This is a genomic window from Nocardioides sp. J9 (genome assembly GCF_007829375.1).
In the GTDB taxonomy this organism is placed as follows: Bacteria; Actinomycetota; Actinomycetes; order Propionibacteriales; family Nocardioidaceae; genus Nocardioides.
In genome coordinates this window covers 41,762-58,191 of the sequence record NZ_VLJQ01000099.1, presented here as the reverse complement: position 1 = coordinate 58,191, position 16,430 = coordinate 41,762, and the positions used below count along the sequence as shown (strand labels likewise).

Annotated in this window: 13 protein-coding genes; 6 read left to right on the top strand and 7 right to left on the bottom strand. The window is 73.8% G+C overall.

Annotation, left to right across the window (positions count from 1 at the left end; translation table 11 throughout):
• Window positions 1-18: 18 nt before the first annotated feature.
• Window positions 19-3,363 (bottom strand): BTAD domain-containing putative transcriptional regulator, encoded by a 3,345-nt coding sequence (locus L615_RS17135; protein ID WP_145725843.1) that lies wholly within the window; start codon window positions 3,361-3,363, stop codon window positions 19-21.
• 64 nt (window positions 3,364-3,427) lie between these two features.
• Here L615_RS17135 and L615_RS17130 point away from each other — a divergent pair, with 64 nt between their 5' ends.
• Window positions 3,428-4,297 carry an N-acetylmuramoyl-L-alanine amidase gene (locus L615_RS17130; protein WP_222430593.1) on the top strand — a complete coding sequence of 290 codons (870 nt, stop codon included), beginning with the start codon at window positions 3,428-3,430 and terminating at the stop codon, window positions 4,295-4,297.
• Between the two features lie 33 nt (window positions 4,298-4,330).
• Here the strand turns inward: L615_RS17130 and L615_RS17125 are convergent, their stop codons facing one another.
• Window positions 4,331-4,513, bottom strand: coding sequence for a hypothetical protein (locus L615_RS17125; RefSeq protein WP_145725842.1), 183 nt, complete (start codon window positions 4,511-4,513; stop codon window positions 4,331-4,333).
• 124 nt (window positions 4,514-4,637) lie between these two features.
• On the opposite strand from L615_RS17125, the gene L615_RS17120 reads away from it, so the two are divergent.
• The 5 genes from L615_RS17120 to L615_RS17100 all read left to right on the top strand — a co-directional run bounded on the left by L615_RS17120 (window position 4,638) and on the right by L615_RS17100 (window position 8,622).
• Window positions 4,638-5,573, top strand: coding sequence for a glucosyl-3-phosphoglycerate synthase (locus L615_RS17120; RefSeq protein WP_036516936.1), 936 nt, complete (start codon window positions 4,638-4,640; stop codon window positions 5,571-5,573).
• Between the two features lie 38 nt (window positions 5,574-5,611).
• Window positions 5,612-6,427 carry a dihydropteroate synthase gene (folP, locus tag L615_RS17115; protein ID WP_145725876.1) on the top strand — a complete coding sequence of 272 codons (816 nt, stop codon included), beginning with the start codon at window positions 5,612-5,614 and terminating at the stop codon, window positions 6,425-6,427.
• Window positions 6,428-6,447: 20 nt separating this feature from the next.
• A complete protein-coding gene (locus L615_RS23465; RefSeq protein WP_186449907.1) occupies window positions 6,448-6,921 on the top strand; it encodes a hypothetical protein in 474 nt (157 codons plus the stop codon).
• Between the two features lie 344 nt (window positions 6,922-7,265).
• Complete coding sequence (locus L615_RS17105; protein ID WP_261376749.1) at window positions 7,266-7,808, top strand: rhomboid family intramembrane serine protease; 543 nt, start codon at window positions 7,266-7,268, stop codon at window positions 7,806-7,808.
• Window positions 7,809-7,842: 34 nt separating this feature from the next.
• The gene (locus L615_RS17100) at window positions 7,843-8,622 is read left to right on the top strand and encodes an enoyl-CoA hydratase-related protein (RefSeq protein ID WP_028654661.1); all 780 of its coding nucleotides are present in this window, start codon (window positions 7,843-7,845) and stop codon (window positions 8,620-8,622) included.
• Window positions 8,623-8,665: 43 nt separating this feature from the next.
• Here L615_RS17100 and L615_RS17095 read toward each other — a convergent pair whose 3' ends face one another.
• From L615_RS17095 to L615_RS17075, 5 genes are all read right to left on the bottom strand, one after another.
• A complete protein-coding gene (locus L615_RS17095; protein ID WP_028654660.1) occupies window positions 8,666-10,006 on the bottom strand; it encodes a class I adenylate-forming enzyme family protein in 1,341 nt (446 codons plus the stop codon).
• A 99-nt stretch (window positions 10,007-10,105) separates the two neighbouring features.
• Window positions 10,106-11,128: a TIGR03617 family F420-dependent LLM class oxidoreductase gene (locus tag L615_RS17090; protein WP_028654659.1), complete on the bottom strand. Its 1,023-nt coding sequence runs from the start codon at window positions 11,126-11,128 to the stop codon at window positions 10,106-10,108.
• A gap of 60 nt (window positions 11,129-11,188) precedes the next feature.
• Window positions 11,189-13,072 (bottom strand): hemagglutinin, encoded by a 1,884-nt coding sequence (locus L615_RS17085; RefSeq protein ID WP_145725841.1) that lies wholly within the window; start codon window positions 13,070-13,072, stop codon window positions 11,189-11,191.
• A gap of 338 nt (window positions 13,073-13,410) precedes the next feature.
• Entirely contained in the window at window positions 13,411-14,805 is a 1,395-nt protein-coding gene (locus L615_RS17080) for an MFS transporter (RefSeq protein ID WP_145725840.1), read from the bottom strand.
• 16 nt (window positions 14,806-14,821) lie between these two features.
• The gene (locus L615_RS17075) at window positions 14,822-16,408 is read right to left on the bottom strand and encodes a fatty acyl-CoA synthetase (protein WP_028654658.1); all 1,587 of its coding nucleotides are present in this window, start codon (window positions 16,406-16,408) and stop codon (window positions 14,822-14,824) included.
• Window positions 16,409-16,430: the final 22 nt, after the last annotated feature.

The window sequence follows — 16,430 nt, the reverse complement described above, 5'->3', positions numbered from 1 at the left end:
GCACCGGACCCCCACGGGTCAGAAGCCGTGGCGCTCCCGCTGGTCGAGGAACCACCTCTCGACCCGCGGGAGCTGCCATGCCCGGACCTGGGCGAGCCCGCTGTCGGCGTACCGGGTGGCGGTCCCCAGCTCCCCGGTGCCGGCGGCGGCCAGGGCGAGGTAGCAGTCCACGGGGCCGTGGAAGGGGGAGGTCCCGGACATGATGCAGGTGCCGCGGTACGGCAGGAGGCGGGCGTACGCCGCAGCGCCGAGGTCCGGCATCCCGAGGCCGACCGCCAGCTCGGCCCCGGTCGCCCAGACGAACATCGAGAACCAGTTGTCGGTGTCGAGGTCGACCCCGAAGGTCTCGACCGTGGCACGCGCCTCGTCGAGCAGGCCGTGGCGCAGGGCGAGCACGGCGGCCGCGGGCCCGATCGGCATCGCCGACTCCTCGAGGAAGCGCAGCACCGTGTCGTCCGACGGCATCGGCGCCTGCGGGTCCCACAGCGGCACGAACAGCGCGGCGCCCTGCACGGTGTCGACCTTGTGGGCGGTGGAGACCAGGTCGAAGCAGTCGATCAGCCGGCCGAAGACGGCGGCGATCCGCTCCTGGTCGTCGCCCATCGCCGCCCACGAGTGGAGGAAGGTCAGCGCGACCATCTCCACGAAGTAGAGCTTGTCGTCGTGGGCGGTCCGGGCGATCTCCTCGACCTCCTCGACCAGGCCATCGACGTCACCGAGCTCGCAGCGGGTCGTGGCGAGCAGGATGCGCAGGTGCGTGCGGGTGCGCTCGTCGCCGATCCGGCCGGCGAGGTCGATGCCTTCCTCGCACCACGCGCGGCGCTGCGGAGCGGTGCTGCGGCGGAAGCCCGTCGCCGCGGACCCGGCGAGGGCGCTGAGCAGGAGGGTGTCGTCGCCGAGGCGCCGGGCCATCGCGATCGCCTCGGCGCTCCAGGCGTCCAGCTCGGCGGCGCTGGCGCAGTAGTAGGCCTCGGTCGCCAGGGCCAGCAGGAGCCGGCAGTGCACCTCGCTGTCACCGGACTGGCCGGCCAGCGTGGCGCGCAGGGTCTCGACGACGTCGGCGTTCCACTCGCCGTACGCACGGGCGGGCCAGAGCGCGTCGCGGCTGGCCACCGAGGCGGCCGCCACGACCAGCCCGGTGTCGCCGAGCGAGCCGGCCAGCACGACGGCCTCGTCGGCGGCGGCATGCATCTCCAGCCGCCGGGTGCTCCAGCGGCAGGCGTCGGCGTAGCGCACCAGCAGGTCGACCCGCTCGCGGACCGTGGCGGACGGGTCCTGCTCCAGCAGGCGCAGCGCGGTCGCGAGGTGGTCCCGCGCCTCGTCGGTCGCGTGCGCGGCGAGCGCCTGGTCGCCGGCCGCGGCGGCGGCCAGGTGGGCGGCGCGGACGTGCCGGGGACCAGCGGCCTCCCAGTGCCGTGCGAGCTCCGCGGCGCGGCGGTCGTTGTCGGGCGCCTGCTCGACGAGGCCGGCGAGGGTGGCGTGGAGCCGCTCGCGCCGCGAGGGCGCCAGGGCGTCGTACGCCGCTTCCCGGACCAGCGCGTGCACGAAGCGGAACCGGTCACCGCCGAGGTCCTGCACCAGGTCGGCGGTGACCGCCGGCTCCAGCAGGTCGAGCACCTCCAGCTCGTCGCGGCCGAGTGCCGGGGCGAGCAGGTCGAGCCCGAACTCCCGGCCGATCGCAGCAGCCGAGGTGAGCGCCGCAGCCGTGTCGGGGGGGAGCTGGGCGATGCGGCGGTTGACGACGGCAGCGACGGTCGACGGCAGGTCGTCGACGACCTCGGCCAGGCCGCGCTCCTCGCTGCGGGCGAGGCGGCCGTACTCGACGAGGAAGAACGGGTTGCCCTCGGTCCGCCGGTGCAGCGCCCCGGCCAGTGCAGGGTCGCCGTCCCCGGTCAGCGCGTCGAGCAGGGCGGCGGTCTCGTCCGCGGACAGGCCGCCGAGGTCGATGCGCAGCGCGTGCTGCCGGGCGAGTGCGGCGGCGGTCTCGGCGAGCGCCGGCTCGGCCTCGCCGCTGGGTCGCCAGGTCGTGACCACGAGCAGCCGGAGGTCCGGCTCGACGTGCGTGCACAGGTGGCGCAGCACCCGCAGCGACGACGCGTCGGCCCAGTGCAGGTCCTCGAGGCCGAGCAGGACGGTGCGGTCGCGGGCGAGGTGGGACAGCGCGCGCCGGACCTCCTCGGCCACCGCGAACCGCGCCGCGTCGTGGTCCGGGCCGTGGACGCGCGGGGCGAGGCCGAGCGCGGAGGTCCACGGCCACAGGGGTGGTGCGTCCTCCTCCTGCGAGCAGCGGCCGATCAGCACGAGCGCGTCCGCGGCCTGCGCCCGCAGCGCGAGCTCCGCGCCGAGCCGGGTCTTGCCGGCGCCGGCGTCGCCGACGATCGCGGCGAAGCCTGCGCGGCCCTGCACGGCCCCGTCGAGCAGTGCGGTCAGCCCGGCGAGGTGGGTGTCGCGTCCGACGAGCGGCCACGGGGGCACGACGACGCGGGCGGGCTCCGGCGGCGCCGGCGTCGCTGTGTCCGGTGGCCCGGCCGGCGGCGGGGGTGCGGTCGCTGTGGTCGCGGTGGACACCGTCGTGGTCGCGGCCGCGGCGGGCAGCTCCTGCCGCAGGATCGTGGTCTGCAGCTTGCGCACGGCCCCGGACGGCTCGATGCCGAGCTCGTCGTCGAGCGTGCGCCGCAGGCGGTCCAGCACGGCGAGGCCGTCGGCCTGGCGGCCGGTGCGGGCCAGCGCCGTGGCCAGCAGCGTCCACGGTCGTTCGCGCAGCGGGTGGGCCCGGGTGAGCGCCTCCAGGCCGGCGACCGCCTCCGCGTCGCGACCGGCGGCGACCAGCAGCGCGGCGCGCTGCTCGCGGGCCAGCAGGTGCACCTCCTCGAGCCGGGCGCGCTCGGGGTCGACCGCGTCGGAGGCGGGCAGGTCGGCGTACGGCTCGCCGCGCCACCGCGCCAGCGCCCCGGTGAGCCGGTCGAGGACCGGCCCGACATCGGTGGCCGGGGCGACCGGGACCGTGCCGAGCCCGGCCACCAGGCCGGCCGCCTCGGTGACGGCGGCGGTCAGCTCGGCGGCGTCGGTGCGGGCGTGGAGGAGGTAGCCGTGCCCGCTGCTGGAGAGGTACGACGACGGCGATCGTGGCGGCAGGTCCGGCTCGAGCAGGCGCCGGATCTGGGAGACGTAGGTCTGCAGCGTCGCCGCGGCGCTCGCTGGCGGGTCCTCGCCCCACAGCGCCGCGACGAGGGAGGCGGCCGGTGCGGGGCGCCCGTCGGCCAGCGCGAGGGCGGCCAGCAGCGCGCGGTGCTTCGCGGCCGCGACGGCCACCGGTCGGCCGGCGACCTCCACGACGGTCGGGCCCAGGACGCCCACCCACATGCGACCGATCCTAGGGACGTCGTGCGGCGCCGGGACGCGCTTTGGCGGAACGTAGGGTGGCCGGGTGCCAGCCCGCCGACGCCGCCTCGCCGTGGTGGCTGCCGCGGCCGTCCTGCTCGCGGGCTGCCAGACCGACGGGTCGCGAGGGCCCGCGCGGGTGACCTCGACCGCCGGGCCGACCACTGGGTCGAGCGCTGGGTCGAGCGCTGGGTCGAGCGCCTCCACTCCGGCGGGCCGCGACCCCGGGCCTGCCCGGCCGCTCGCCGGCCGTGTCGTCGTCCTCGACCCGGGCCACCAGCTCGGCAACCGCCGCCACGTCGCCGAGGTCAACCGGCTCGTCGACGCCGGCGGGTTCGCCAAGGAGTGCAACACCACCGGCACGGCCACGAACAGCGGCCTGCCGGAGTCGACCTTCACCTGGGCGGTCGCCCGCGTGGCGAGACGGCACCTGGAACGGATGGGCGCGAAGGTCGTGCTCACCCGCGACACCGACTCCGACGACCAGTGGGGCCCGTGCGTCGACGAGCGCGGCCGCGTCGGCAACCCCGGCGAGCGCGGGCCGACCGCCGACGTGCGGGTCAGCATCCATGCGGACGGCAACCTCGACCCCGGCGCGACCGGCTTCCACGTGATCCGCCCGGCGCTGCGCGAGGGCTGGACCGACGACATCGAGCGACCGTCGCGCCGGTTGGCACGGACCCTGCGCGACGCCCTGGTCGCGGCCGGGATCCCGCCGGCGACGTATCGCGGCGCGGACGGGATCGACGCCCGCGACGACCTGGGCACGCTCAACCTGTCCGACGTCCCGGCCGTGATGGCCGAGCTCGGCAACATGCGGCACCCCGACGACGCGGCCCGGATGGAGAGCCGGGCGGGGCAGCGGCGTTACGGGCGCGCGATCGCCGTCGCGGTGCGTGACTACCTGGCCCGCTGACGTCGTGCCGGCGGGCGCGTCGAGGGGCGGCTCCTAGTGGCCCGTCAGCAGCTCGGAGGGGTCGACGATCCGCACCGGGGGCCGGTGCCGTCCACCGCCTGCCTGCAACCTCTTCTTGCGTCGTGGCCGCTTGCTGTGCCGCTCGATGTGCGGGCAGCCGCGCGGGCCGTGCTTCACCAGGCAACGCACCTTGCGCCGCCAACGTCCAAGGCTCATCGGAATCTCCTGGGGGAGGGAGCGCCCACCAAATTCCCGAGGCTTCGGACCGTAGCACTGGAACGCGTTCTCGGGGCCGGACCTCGGCAAAATCCCCGGGTTCGCGCCCGGTAGGTTGGCGGGCATGGGGATCCGCGCCGCCCACTGGGACGACTGGTCCCTCGAGGGGCTGCTGGGGGCCAAGGAGCGGCTGGGGCAGCAGGTGAGCCTCGTGGTCCCCGCCCGCAACGAGGCGGCCACCGTCGGCGACGTGGTCACCCGGGTCCGTGAGGCCCTCGTCGACACCGTCGCGCTCGTCGACGAGGTGGTCGTGATCGACAGCGACTCCGTCGACGACACCTACGCCGTCGCGGAGTCCGCCGGCGCGCGGGTGCACCGCTCCGCCGAGATCCGGCCCGACCTCGGCACCCACCCCGGCAAGGGCGAGGCGATGTGGAAGTCGCTTTTCGTCACCACCGGCGACCTCGTCGTGTTCATGGACGCCGACCTGCACGACTGGGACACCCACTTCGTGCCCGGCCTGCTCGGCCCCCTGCTCTCCGACCCGCAGGTCCAGCTGGTCAAGGGCTTCTACGAGCGCCCCGGCGCCGACGGCCCGCTCGAGGGCGGTCGCGTCACCGAGCTCGTCGCCCGGCCGCTCATCGCGCTGCTCTTCCCCTTCCTCGGCGAGCTCGTGCAGCCGCTGGCGGGGGAGTGGGCCGTGCGCCGCTCCTGGTTCGCCGGGCTGCCCGTGCCGACCGGGTACGCCGTGGAGCTGGCCGCGCTCGTCGACACCGTCCGCGCCGCCGGACCCGACGCCGTCGTGCAGGTCGACCTCGGGGTGCGCGCGCACCGGCACCAGGCGTTGCGCGACCTCGGCGGGATGGCCACCCAGATCATCGCGGCGGCACTGGCGCGGTCCGGCGTGGAGCTGCCCGGTGACGAGCCCGGCGGTGACGGGGCAGGCCGCGCGGGAGCTGCCCCCGAGGCGGCGGAGCTGCGGCAGTACCTGCGCGGGCTCGAGCCCGTCACCCGCGTCGTACCCACCCTCGAGCGCCCACCGGCGGAGGCCTACCTGTGAGACTCGGACGCCAGCAGTTCGGCGACGACGAGCCGTTGATGATGGCGATCGTCAACCGCACCCCCGACTCGTTCTTCGACAAGGGCGCGACGTGGGCGGAGGAGGCGGCGTTCGCGCGGGTTGCCGAGGTCGTCGCCCAGGGCGCGGAGATCGTCGACATCGGCGGCATCAAGGCCGCGCCCGGCGTGGAGATCTCGCCAGCCGAGGAGAAGGCGCGGGTCGTCGACTTCGTGGCGCGGGTGCGCGAGCAGTACCCCTCGCTGGTCATCTCCGTCGACACCTGGCGCGCGGAGGTCGGTGCCGCCGTCTGCGCTGCGGGCGCCGACGTCCTCAACGACGCCTGGGGCGGCGCGGACCCCGAGCTCGTCGACGTCGCCGCCGAGCACGACGCCGCGATCATCTGCACCCACACCGGCGGCGTGACCCCGCGGACCCGGCCCTACCGCATCGACTACGACGACGTGGTCGCCGCCGCGATCCACGACACCGTCGCCTACGCCGAGCGCGCCTTGGCCGCCGGCGTCGCGCGCGAGTCGGTCGTCATCGACCCCGCCCACGACTTCGGCAAGAACACCTTCCACTCCCTCGAGGTGACCCGCCGGATCGGCGAGATGGTCGCCACCGGCTGGCCGGTGCTGGTCTCGCTGTCCAACAAGGACTTCGTCGGCGAGACCCTCGGCCTCGAGGTCGGCGAGCGGCTCGTCGGTACCCTCGCCGCGACGTCGGTGTGCGCCCTCGCCGGGGCCCGGATCTACCGCGTCCACCAGGTCGTCGAGACCCGCCAGACCGTCGACATGGTCTGGTCGATCGCCGGCCGCCGACCGCCCCTGCGCGCGATCCGGGGGCTGCAGTGAGCGCGCCCGCCGATCGGCCCGTGACGGCACTCGTGCCGGGCGTGCTGGCCCTGCTGCCGTCGTACCGCTCGATCGAGGACCCGGTCGCCGACCTCCGCGCCGCGTGCCGGGCCGCCGTCGGCCGCCTCGGCCCGCGGGTCCGCGTCGTCGCCTCGCCCGCCACGGGCGGCTCGGGGGCTGCCGTCGCTGCCGCGCTGGTCGCCGAGGTGGGCGCCGAGGTCGTGGAAACCGGCGAGACCGGCGTGCTGGTCGTCGGCAACGGCTCCGCCAAGCGCACCGAGAAGGCCCCCGGCCACCTCGACGAGCGCGCCGAGGCCTTCGACGCCGCCCTCCGGGCCGACTTCTCCGCCGCTGCCACCGACCCGGCCCTCGCCGCCGACCTCTGGGCCGACACCACCTGCCTCGCCGACCTCCCGCCCCTCGCCGACGCTGACGTCCTCTACGACGCTGCCCCCTTCGGCGTGCAGTACTGGGTCGCCGTCTGGCCCCGTTGAGACGTCACCTGTGGCTCGTCGAGGCGTCACCTGTGGCTCGTCGAGACGTCACTTCTGCCGGGTTGAGACGTCACTTCTGGCCGGTTGAGTGGTCGGACCTGGCCGGTTGAGGCGTCACGTGCGTACGTCGTCCGGTCCGGTGACGTTTCAACCTGCCGCAAGTGACCACTCGAGGTGCCCTTCCTGACCACTCGAGGTGCCCTTCCTGACCACTCGACGGGCCGCAGGTGACGTCTCAACGGGCCAGAAGTGACGCTTCGGGGAGTCGGGTGGGGTGTCAGACTGGCGGGGTGAGCATGACGGGGACGAGTCGGACCAGGCCGGCGTGGCAGGTGGCCGGGCTGGTGGCAGTCACGTTCGTGGCGCTGCTGTGGGTCATCGAGGTCATCGACGCTGCGGTGTCGAACCGGCTCGACGGCTGGGGGATCCAGCCGCGGTCGGGGGAGGGGCTGCTCGGGATCATCGCGGCGCCGCTGCTGCACGGTGGGTGGGGGCACCTGACCGCGAACACCGTGCCAGCGCTGGTGCTCGGATTCCTCACCCTCGCCACCGGGCTGGCGCGCGGCTTCGCCGCGACCGCGGTGATCTGGCTGCTCGGCGGGCTCGCGGTGTGGCTGGTCGCGGGCGGCAGCTCGGTGCACATCGGTGCGTCCGGGTTGATCTTCGGCTGGATCACCTACCTGGCGGTGCAGGGGTTCGTGGACCGCAAGCCGTCGGAGATCCTGATCGGCCTGGTCGTGCTCGTCGTCTACGGCAGCGTCCTGTGGGGCGTCCTGCCCGGTCAGCCGGGCGTCTCCTGGCAGGGCCACCTCTTCGGCGCGGTCGCGGGTGTCGTGGCGGCGTTCGTGGTCAGCGAGCGGGGCTTCTCGCGTCCGCACCGGCCGTGAGGGGAGCGGTCCGCGCGGCGGTACCCTCGCGGGCGTGACCGACGACCTGCTGATCGACCGCGACCGCATCGGGCCGGGCGTGCTCGAGGTGACCTTCAACCGCCCCGAGCGCCGCAACGCCTTCACCAGGGAGATGTACGGCGAGCTGCGGGCCCTGTGGGAGCAGACGGCCGAGGACCGCTCGGTCCGCGTGGTCGTCCTGCGCGGCGCGGGCGGCAAGGCGTTCGCCGCCGGCAACGAGATCAGCGACTTCCTCGAGGCCGACGCGGTCGACTACGAGAACTGGATCCGCGAGATGTTCGACCGGCTCTGGTCGCTCCCGCAGGTCACCATCGCGGCCGTCGACGGCGTCTGCGTCGGCGGCGGCCTGGCCGTCGCGACCCACTGCGACCTGCGCGTCGCGACCACCGCCTCCCGCTTCGGCTACCCGATCGCGCGCACCCTCGGCAACGCGCTGTCGGGCACGGTGCTCTACCGCTGCCAGGCGATCTTCGGCGAGTCGCTGACCCGCGAGATGCTGCTCGCCTCGCGCCTGGTCTCCGCCGAGCGCGCGTACGCCGTCGGCGCGCTCGCCGCCGCGGTGCCGGACGCCGCGGCGCTCGATGCCGAGGTCGCCGACCTCGCGGCCGGGATCGCGCAGGCCTCGCGGGTCACCATCGAGGCCACGAAGCACCAGCTCGTCTCCCGCGCCCGTCCTGCCGAGGCGTCGATCGACGGTGAGGAGGCGCTGCTGCGCGAGGTCTACTCCGGCCCTGACTTCAAGGAGGGCGTGCGGGCGTTCCTCGCCAAGGAGAAGCCGGCCTTCGGCCGCTGAGCCGGCCCGGCGGTCCCGTCGGGCCGGCTCGCCCGGGCCCGGGTCAGCGCCCGGCGCCCCGCAGCATCTTGTTGCCGGTCGTGGTCATCGTGTCGAGGAACTTGATGCTCCGCGGCCGGGCCGCCGGCGGGAGGTCGGCGCACACGGCGCGGACCTCGCTGGCGACCGCCTTCTCGTCGTACCCCGGCTCGAGGACGATCTCGACGGCGAGCACGTGCCCGACCATCGGGTTCGGGCGGCCGTAGGCACGCACGAGCGAGACGCCGTCGACCTTGCTCACCCGGTCCTCGATCGGGATGGGGTGCACCTTGACGCCGCCCACGTTGACGACGTCGGTCTTGCGGCCGCGGAACTCGATCCGGTCGCCGACGACCTCGACCAGGTCACCGGTCGCGCGCCAGGCGCCGTCGGGAACCTCCTCCTCGCCGTGGTAGCCGAGCATCGAGGCCTTCGAACGCACCCACAGCTCGCCGTCCTGCACCTTGAACTCGACGTCGCCGCCGGGCTCGAGCATGGAGATCGGCAGCCCGGGGCGACCGTCGCGGACCGTGACGTTCTGCCCGAACTCGGTGGCGCCGTAGATCTGGGAGATGTTGGCGTTCGGGAAGCGCTCCGTGATCCGGTCCAGGAGCGCGCCGGGCACCGCCTCGCCGCCGAGGCTGACCTGCCGCAGGTCCGGCACGGCGCCGCCGTCGGACTTGATCTCGGCGAGCAGGAAGCGCCAGAAGGTCGGGGTGCCGCTGGCGTGGGTGACGCCGGAGGCGCGCATGGCGTCGAGGGCGTCGCGGGGCTGGAAGGACTCCGCGGCGACGAGCATCGCCTGAGCGGCCAGCACGTGGATGAGGATCTGCAGGCCGCCGAACTGGTTGAGCCCGTAGGCCAGCAGCCAGCGCTGCTCGGGCGCCGGCTTGATCTTGTGGGTGGTGCGCAGCAGGCGGTCCCACTCATGCCGGACGCCGCGCGGGAAGCCGCTGGTGCCGGTGGTCATCGCCATGATCGGCCGGGACTCCGGCAGCGCCGGCAGGTCGCCGGGCGTGGTGGCGGCGAGCTCGGCGTACCCGACGACCGGCGAGGAGATGCCGCGCCCGGTGACGACGACCTCGTGCTCGAAGCGCGCGACCATCTCGTCGATGGCGTCGTCGGTCGGCGCGAGCGGGTAGACGCAGCCCTCCACGCCGACCCGGGAGCAGGCGGCGAGGACCGCCAGCACGTGCGCGGGGTCGGGGTCGAGGATGGCGATGCGGCGCAGGTCGCGCTCGACCAGCGCGGTCGCGATCGCCTGGACGTCGCGGTGGAGCTCGGCGTAGGTGGTGGTGCCGTACGGGCTGGTCACCACGACGTCGTCGGGGCGGGCGGCGACGGCCGCCTCGAGGAGTTCGATCATTGCTGTCCGTCCGTGGGGGTGTGGAGCAGGGCCCGGGCGGGGGCTCCCGAGCGCGTGGGGATTGTCGCACCACCACCCCCGGCTACTGGCCGGTATGGCTCAGGTCTCAGCATTCAGCGCGCCGACCAGCGCTGCGACCTGCTCGCCCGAGGGGTCGTGGCCGGGGAAGTAGCAGCACACCCGGTCTGCCACCCCCGGCGCGCCGGCGAAGCGCCGCCGCACCTCGGCGGCGCACTCCTCGGGCGTGCCGACCACGGCGATCGTCTCGAGCATCGTGTCGTCGACCAGGGCGACCATCGCGGCGACGTCACCGGTCTTCGACAACCGGTTCAGCTCCGGCTGCAGGTCGCCCCATCCCTCGACGTCGAGCACCGGGCGGTACGCCGGCGTGGAGCCGTAGAACGCCAGGAGGGCCCGTACGCCGGACCGCGCGGTGGCGAGCTCCTCGTCGGTGCGGCCCATCGCGAGGATCGCCTGCGGGAAGACCTCGAAGCGGCTGCCGGTCCGGTGCCGCCGGGCGAGGCCCTCGGCCACGGCGGGCAGCGTCCGCTCGTGGAAGTGGCGGTGGGTGTGGAAGGGCATGACCAGCAGGCCGTCGGCGACCTCGGCGGCGGTGCGGGTCATCCGTGGACCGAGCGCGCCGAGCAGGACCGGCGGAGGCCCGAACGGGTTCGGGCCGGGGACGAAGGTCGGCGGCATCAGTGTGTGCGTGGTGTGCTCACCGCGGAACTCCAGCCGGGTGCCCTCCTGCCACGAGGTGAGGATGGCCTGGGTGGCAGCCACGATCTCGCGCATCCGCTCGGCCGGCGGGGACCACCGGGCGCCGTACCTCTTCTCGACGTGAGGGCGGATCTGCGACCCGAGGCCGAGCCGGAACCGGCCGCCGGACATCAGCTGCAGGTCCCACGCCGCGTGGGCCAGGTGCATCGGGGAGCGGGGCATCGCGATCGCGACGTTGGTCATCAGGTCGGCGTCGACCTGCCCGGCGACCGCCGCGAGCGGGAGGAAGACGTCGTGCGGGCCCTCGAAGGTGAACAGGCCCGCCGCACCGGCCTCGGTCAGCTCCCGCGCCCGGGCCAGGACGCGGTCGGGGCGGGCATCGAGCTGCAGGTCGACGAGCACGGCCCCATCCAACCGGATGGGGCCGTGCTGTCGTGGTCGATCGGTCAGGGTCGGTCGTCGTCAGTCGTCGCTGCTCACCGGGTCCCCGTTGTCGATCGTCAGGGCCGACGTCTCCTCACAGCTCGCCCCGATGTCCTGCTGCGCCGGGTTGGTGCTGTCGTAGGACACCTCGAAGGAGTACGTCCCGGAGGTGCTGACGGCCTCGTCGTTGGTCGTCGAGACCTCCACCCCCGATGCCCCGTTGACTGCGCGGTCCTCGGTCCACACCGGGGTGCCGGTGCAGGTCCCGTTGTCGAAGAACCGGAAGGTGACGGTGCCCGTCATCGTCCCGCCGGACGGCGCGGTGAGCGTCGCCGAGTCGTTCGGCACCCAGCTCTGCTCCGTCGAGAGGGTCGAGGCGACGGAGCTGACCACCACGTCCTCGTCGGTGTCGGTGCAGTCGCTGTTGTGGGTGACACCGCTGGTGTTGGGTGACGATCCCGAGTAGGTCGCGACCCAGTGGTAGTCACCGACAGCGGTCGGCACGAACTGCGGGTCGGGCGTGCTGTAGCTGCCGTTGCCGCTGACCGCGACGGCGGGCGAGGTGTAGGCGAGCGAGCCGCAACCGTCCTCGCTCGGCCGGTACAGCCGGAACGTGATCGTCCCGTTCGCCGCCGCACCCGAGGTCGAGGTCGTGTGGATCACCGCCGCCGTCGGCTGCGTCGCCGTGCCGCCCAGGGTCGCGCTGTCGCTCACGGACCCGCCGAGGAAGACGTCGTCGCCCGCCGTGGTGCTCAGCGTCGGCGTCACCGGGTTGACGGTGAAGCACTCGTCGTCGGGGTTCGACTCCGTGGCGGCCGGGATACCGTTGGCGGCGTCCCCCGGCCAGCTGGCGGACCAGCAGTAGTCACCTGCTGCAGTGACGTACGCCGAGGGCGAGGTCACCGTCTTCGGGTAGCTGCCGCCGGCGATGCTCGTCGACCCGACCTCCACACACTTGTCCGGGGTGCTGTCGAGGTAGCAGAGCGTGAACGTGATCGCCCCGGTGGGCGTCGCCGACCCGCCGTCGAGGTCGAGCGTCGCGCTGTCCTTCACCTCGACCACGCCGCTGCCGATCGAGATCCCGCCGGCGCCGATGTCCTCACCGGCTCCGGTCTTCGGGGTGGTGGTGAGGGTGGCGTCGCAGGTGCTGATCGGCTTCAGGTCGTTGAGGATCGTGTCCTTGTAGTCGGCCGTGTCCGAGTTCCCGGTGACCGTGCTCGGGATGACGTTGGCGAAGACCTGGCAGCCGCCGTCGCTGAGCCCCTCGTCGGTCAGGTTGATGGCGGCCTCGCCCTTGAACTTGTCGGGGCTGAACTTCGCCAGGCCCGCGGTGATCATGGTCGCCCCACCGAGCACCAGTGGCCCGTTCTGGACCGGCTGGGTCCAGATCCTCTTGTAGAGCGTGGTGCTGCTGCCGCTCTGGTCCCACAGGATGAGGAAGTCACCGGCCTGGCGGTTGGCCCACGGGTTGCAGCTCGCCCGCAGGGCCGTCTCGCTGGCGCTGTAGTCGCAGCCCGCCGGGAGCGGGCTGGCCATGAACTCGAAGGAGATGAAGCCGCTACCGCTGTTCGCGTCACGCTCCCACGCGAAGTAGATCCAGTCGTCGCCTGTGTCGTCCCGCTGCAGGTCGAGCCAGGCCCGGCGCAGGTCGACCTGTGCGTTCGGGTTGGTCATGTCGAGCATCGGGGTGGCGGCATTGTGGATGACGCCGATCTTGGTGGAGCTGCCGTTCTTCGGGCCGAGCTCCTTCACGCTGCCGAAGCCGTTCGCGTCGCTCGACGGCGACACGGTGTCCGGGACCTCCTGGGCACCGGAGTCGGGAATGACGACCCCGTCGATGTCGTACGGGCCGACGGGCTCCGCGGTTGCGGAGTCGGGCCGGATGATGGCTGCGCCGAGCGCGAGCACGAGACAGCTGAGCACGGCGGCCGATCGCCGCCAGCGCCTGGTCGAGGCGCGATGGTTGTGTCGCATCGGACGATGTCCCCCAAAGGTCTACGGGTGCAGGGAAGGTGCACGCGGTCGAAGTGGACCGACACCTGTCCCCGAGAACCCCCGAGGGCGACGCAGTGTTCGACGGGCCGTTTCTCCCCTCCGGCTCTCCCACCGGATCCCTCTCGGCCCTGCGCACATCACACGCCCGCGCCGGTCCCGGCGACAATGACCCGTCGGGGCCAACCCGGGCAGCGAATGCGCTGCAATCGGATCCGCTGCCATCGCATCCGATTGCCCGGACCTGCGGGTGTGCCCGGACCCGTGCCTCAGGCCGGGACAGGGGTCCCGGGGCGCCGGCGCCCGGCGAGCGCGACGACGGCGCCGGTCACGAAGCAGAGCGCCGCGAGGGTGAGTCCGGTCGCGCGGAAGGCGGCGTCGTCACCGCCGTACACCCCGACGAGGGCGACGCTGACGGCCGAGCCGGTCGAGAAGCCGAGGTAGCGCAGCAGCAGGTTGAACGCCATCGCGCTGCCGGTCTCCTCGCGCGGCACGTGCGGCACGATCAAGGGGGCGAGCGAGGAGAACGTGAACCCGCTGCCGAGGCCGCCGACAGCCATCGCGAGCAGCGCTGCGGGCAGCGTGTGGTGGTGCAGCGCGAGCAGCACCATGGCGGCGGCGAAGGTGGTCGCCCCGACGGGCAGCAACAGGTGCGGGCCGAAGCGGCGGGAGACCCGCAACGCGAGCCGGCTGCCGCCGACGCTGCACACGGCGTACGGCACGAGCACCAGCCCAGCGGCCGCGGCACCCCGGTCGAGGCCCCAGCCGGCGCTGCCGTCGGCACGGACGAGGAGCACGACGATCGTGAGCAGGCCGTACATCCCGACGGCGAGGGCGAACGCGACCGCGTTCGGCCCCAGCACGCCCGGCCGCGCGGCCAGGCGGAGGTCGACGAGCGGCAGCCGGCCGCGGCCGGTCAGGTGGCGGGTCCGCACGACCCAGCCGACCAGCAGGGCGGCCCCGCCCGCGGCGAGGCCGAGCACCCCGGCGGACAGCCAGCCCCACTTCTCGCCCTCGCTGACCGCGAGCAGGACGGCGACGGTGCCGGCGGCGACGAGGACTGCGCTGGGCAGGTCGACCGGCTGCGGCTCGCCGGGCGCGGTGCGGGGGAGGTGGCGCCACGCGAGCACCAGGGTGATGGCGACCAGTCCTGCTCCCATGCCGTAGGCGCCGGCCACGCCGAGCTGGTCGGCCACCAGCCCGGTGAAGGGGTAGCCCAGGCCCGCGCCAGCCACGGTCGCGACGGAGAGCAGGGAGAGCCGGGAGACCAGCCGGTCGCCGGTCCACGCGTCCCGCGCGACCGCCAGCGTGAGGGGTACGACGGCCAGGCCGATGCCCTGTGCGGCGCGCCCGACGATGAGCGGACCCATCCCGAGCGGGAGCGCCGCGAGGAGGGTCCCGGCGAGCACGACGAGGAGTGCGCCGACCACCACCGGACGCCGCAAGCGGCCACTGCCCCAGCGCCCGATGACGGGCGTGGCTGCTGCGGCGGCGACCATGCTCGCGGTGAGGATCCACTGCGCGGTAGAGACCGGGACGTCGTACCGCTCGGCGATGCTGGGGACCAGCGGCGCCCCGAGGCTGCTCACGATGGACGAGACGACGGTGACCGCCAGGAGCGTCACGAACAGCCAGCGGTCCTCGCGCGCCGACTGCGGGCTCACGCGTCCACCGTGGCGCTCACTCCTGGTCGCCGGCCGCGAGGTCGGCGTGGGTGTCGCGCAGCTGGCGCTTGAGGATCTTGCCGCTGGGGTTCTTCGGCAGGCTCTCGGCGACGACGACGTACTTCGGCGCCTTGTAGCCGGCGAGCTGCCCGCGGGCGTGGGCGACGACGTCCTCAGCGGCCAGGCTCGCGCCGTCCTTCGGCACGACGACCGCGGCGACCGCCTCGACCCAGCGCGGGTGGCTGACGCCGAACACGGCGACCTCGGCGACGTCGGGGTGGGTGTAGATCGCCTCCTCGACCTCGCGGCTCGCGACGTTCTCGCCGCCGGTCTTGATCATGTCCTTCTTGCGGTCGACGACGTAGAGGTGGCCGGTGTCGTCGAGGTAGCCCAGGTCGCCGGAGTGGAACCAGCCGCCGCGGAACGCCTCGGCCGTCTTCTCCGGGTCGTTGTAGTAGCCCAGGGTCGCGTGCGGGCTGCGGTGCACGATCTCGCCGACCGTGCCCGCCGGCACCGGCTCGTCGTTGTCGTCGACGATCCGGGTCTCGACGTTGACCGCCGCCCGGCCCGCCGACCCGGCGAAGGGGAGCTGCTCGTCCGGGCCCAGGATCGTCGCCACCGGTGCCATCTCGGTCTGGCCGTAGAAGTTCCACAGCTGTACGTCGGGCAGCCGCTCCTGCAGCTCGCGCAGGACCTCCACCGGCATGGGGGAGGCGCCGTAGTAGCCCTTGCGCAGGCTCGACAGGTCGGTGCTGTCGAAGTCAGGGTGGCGCAGCAGCCCGATCCACACCGTCGGCGGCGCGAAGAACTTCGTCACCTTGCGCTCCGCGATGGTGCGCAGCACGGTGGCCGGGTCGGGGCCGGGCAGGATGATGCTCGTCGCGCCGAGGTAGACGTCGGTGCCGAGGAAGCAGTCGAGCTGCGCGCAGTGGTAGAGCGGCAGCGTGTGCAGCTCGACGTCGTCGGCGGACATCGAGCCGTCGACGACGCACGAGACGTACTGCCACATCAGCGACCGGCTGCTCAGCAGCGCGCCCTTGGGGCGGGACTCGGTGCCGGAGGTGAACATCATCCGCACCGGGTCGTCGTCGCCCACGGGTACGACGACCGGCGGGCCGTCGTGCTCCAGCCACTCCGCGAGGTCGACCCAGCCGTCGGGCACCTCCGCGTCCGTCAGCCGGATCACGTGGCGCAGCCGCACCTGCGGGTCGGCAGCGGCGGCTACGGCGGCGTCGGCCGTCGGCACGAGGGCGTCCTCCACCACGAAGCCGGTCGCGCCGCTGTGGTCGAGGATGAAGGCGATCTCGTCGGCGCCCAGCATGAAGTTGATCGGCACCAGCACCACGCCGGCCCGGGCGGCGGCGAAGTTGAGGACCGCGAACTCCCAGCAGTTGTGGCTCAGCAGCGCCAGCCGGTCACCCTTGGCCAGTCCGGCCGCGGCGATCGCGGCAGCGGTCCGCTCGACGTACGCCTCGAGGTCGGCGAAGGTCAGCTCGGTGCCGCGGTCGGCGATCGCGAGCTTGTCGGGCACGCGCTGGGCGGTGCGGCGGGTGAGGTCCCCGAGGGAGTGCTGGCGGGCGGTGAGGACGTCGTTGGCGCTCATGGCGTCGAGGCTAACCGGCTCG

Bases quoted from the DNA above. Each gene is read 5' to 3' on its own strand.
- L615_RS17135 (WP_145725843.1), bottom strand. From the start codon at position 3,363: ATGTGGGTGGGCGTCCTGGGCCCGACCGTCGTGGAGGTCGCCGGCCGA.
- L615_RS17125 (WP_145725842.1), bottom strand. From the start codon at position 4,513: ATGAGCCTTGGACGTTGGCGGCGCAAGGTGCGTTGCCTGGTGAAGCAC.
- L615_RS17120 (WP_036516936.1), top strand. From the start codon at position 4,638: ATGGGGATCCGCGCCGCCCACTGGGACGACTGGTCCCTCGAGGGGCTG.
- folP (WP_145725876.1), top strand. From the start codon at position 5,612: ATGATGGCGATCGTCAACCGCACCCCCGACTCGTTCTTCGACAAGGGC.
- L615_RS17095 (WP_028654660.1), bottom strand. From the start codon at position 10,006: ATGATCGAACTCCTCGAGGCGGCCGTCGCCGCCCGCCCCGACGACGTC.
- L615_RS17075 (WP_028654658.1), bottom strand. From the start codon at position 16,408: ATGAGCGCCAACGACGTCCTCACCGCCCGCCAGCACTCCCTCGGGGAC.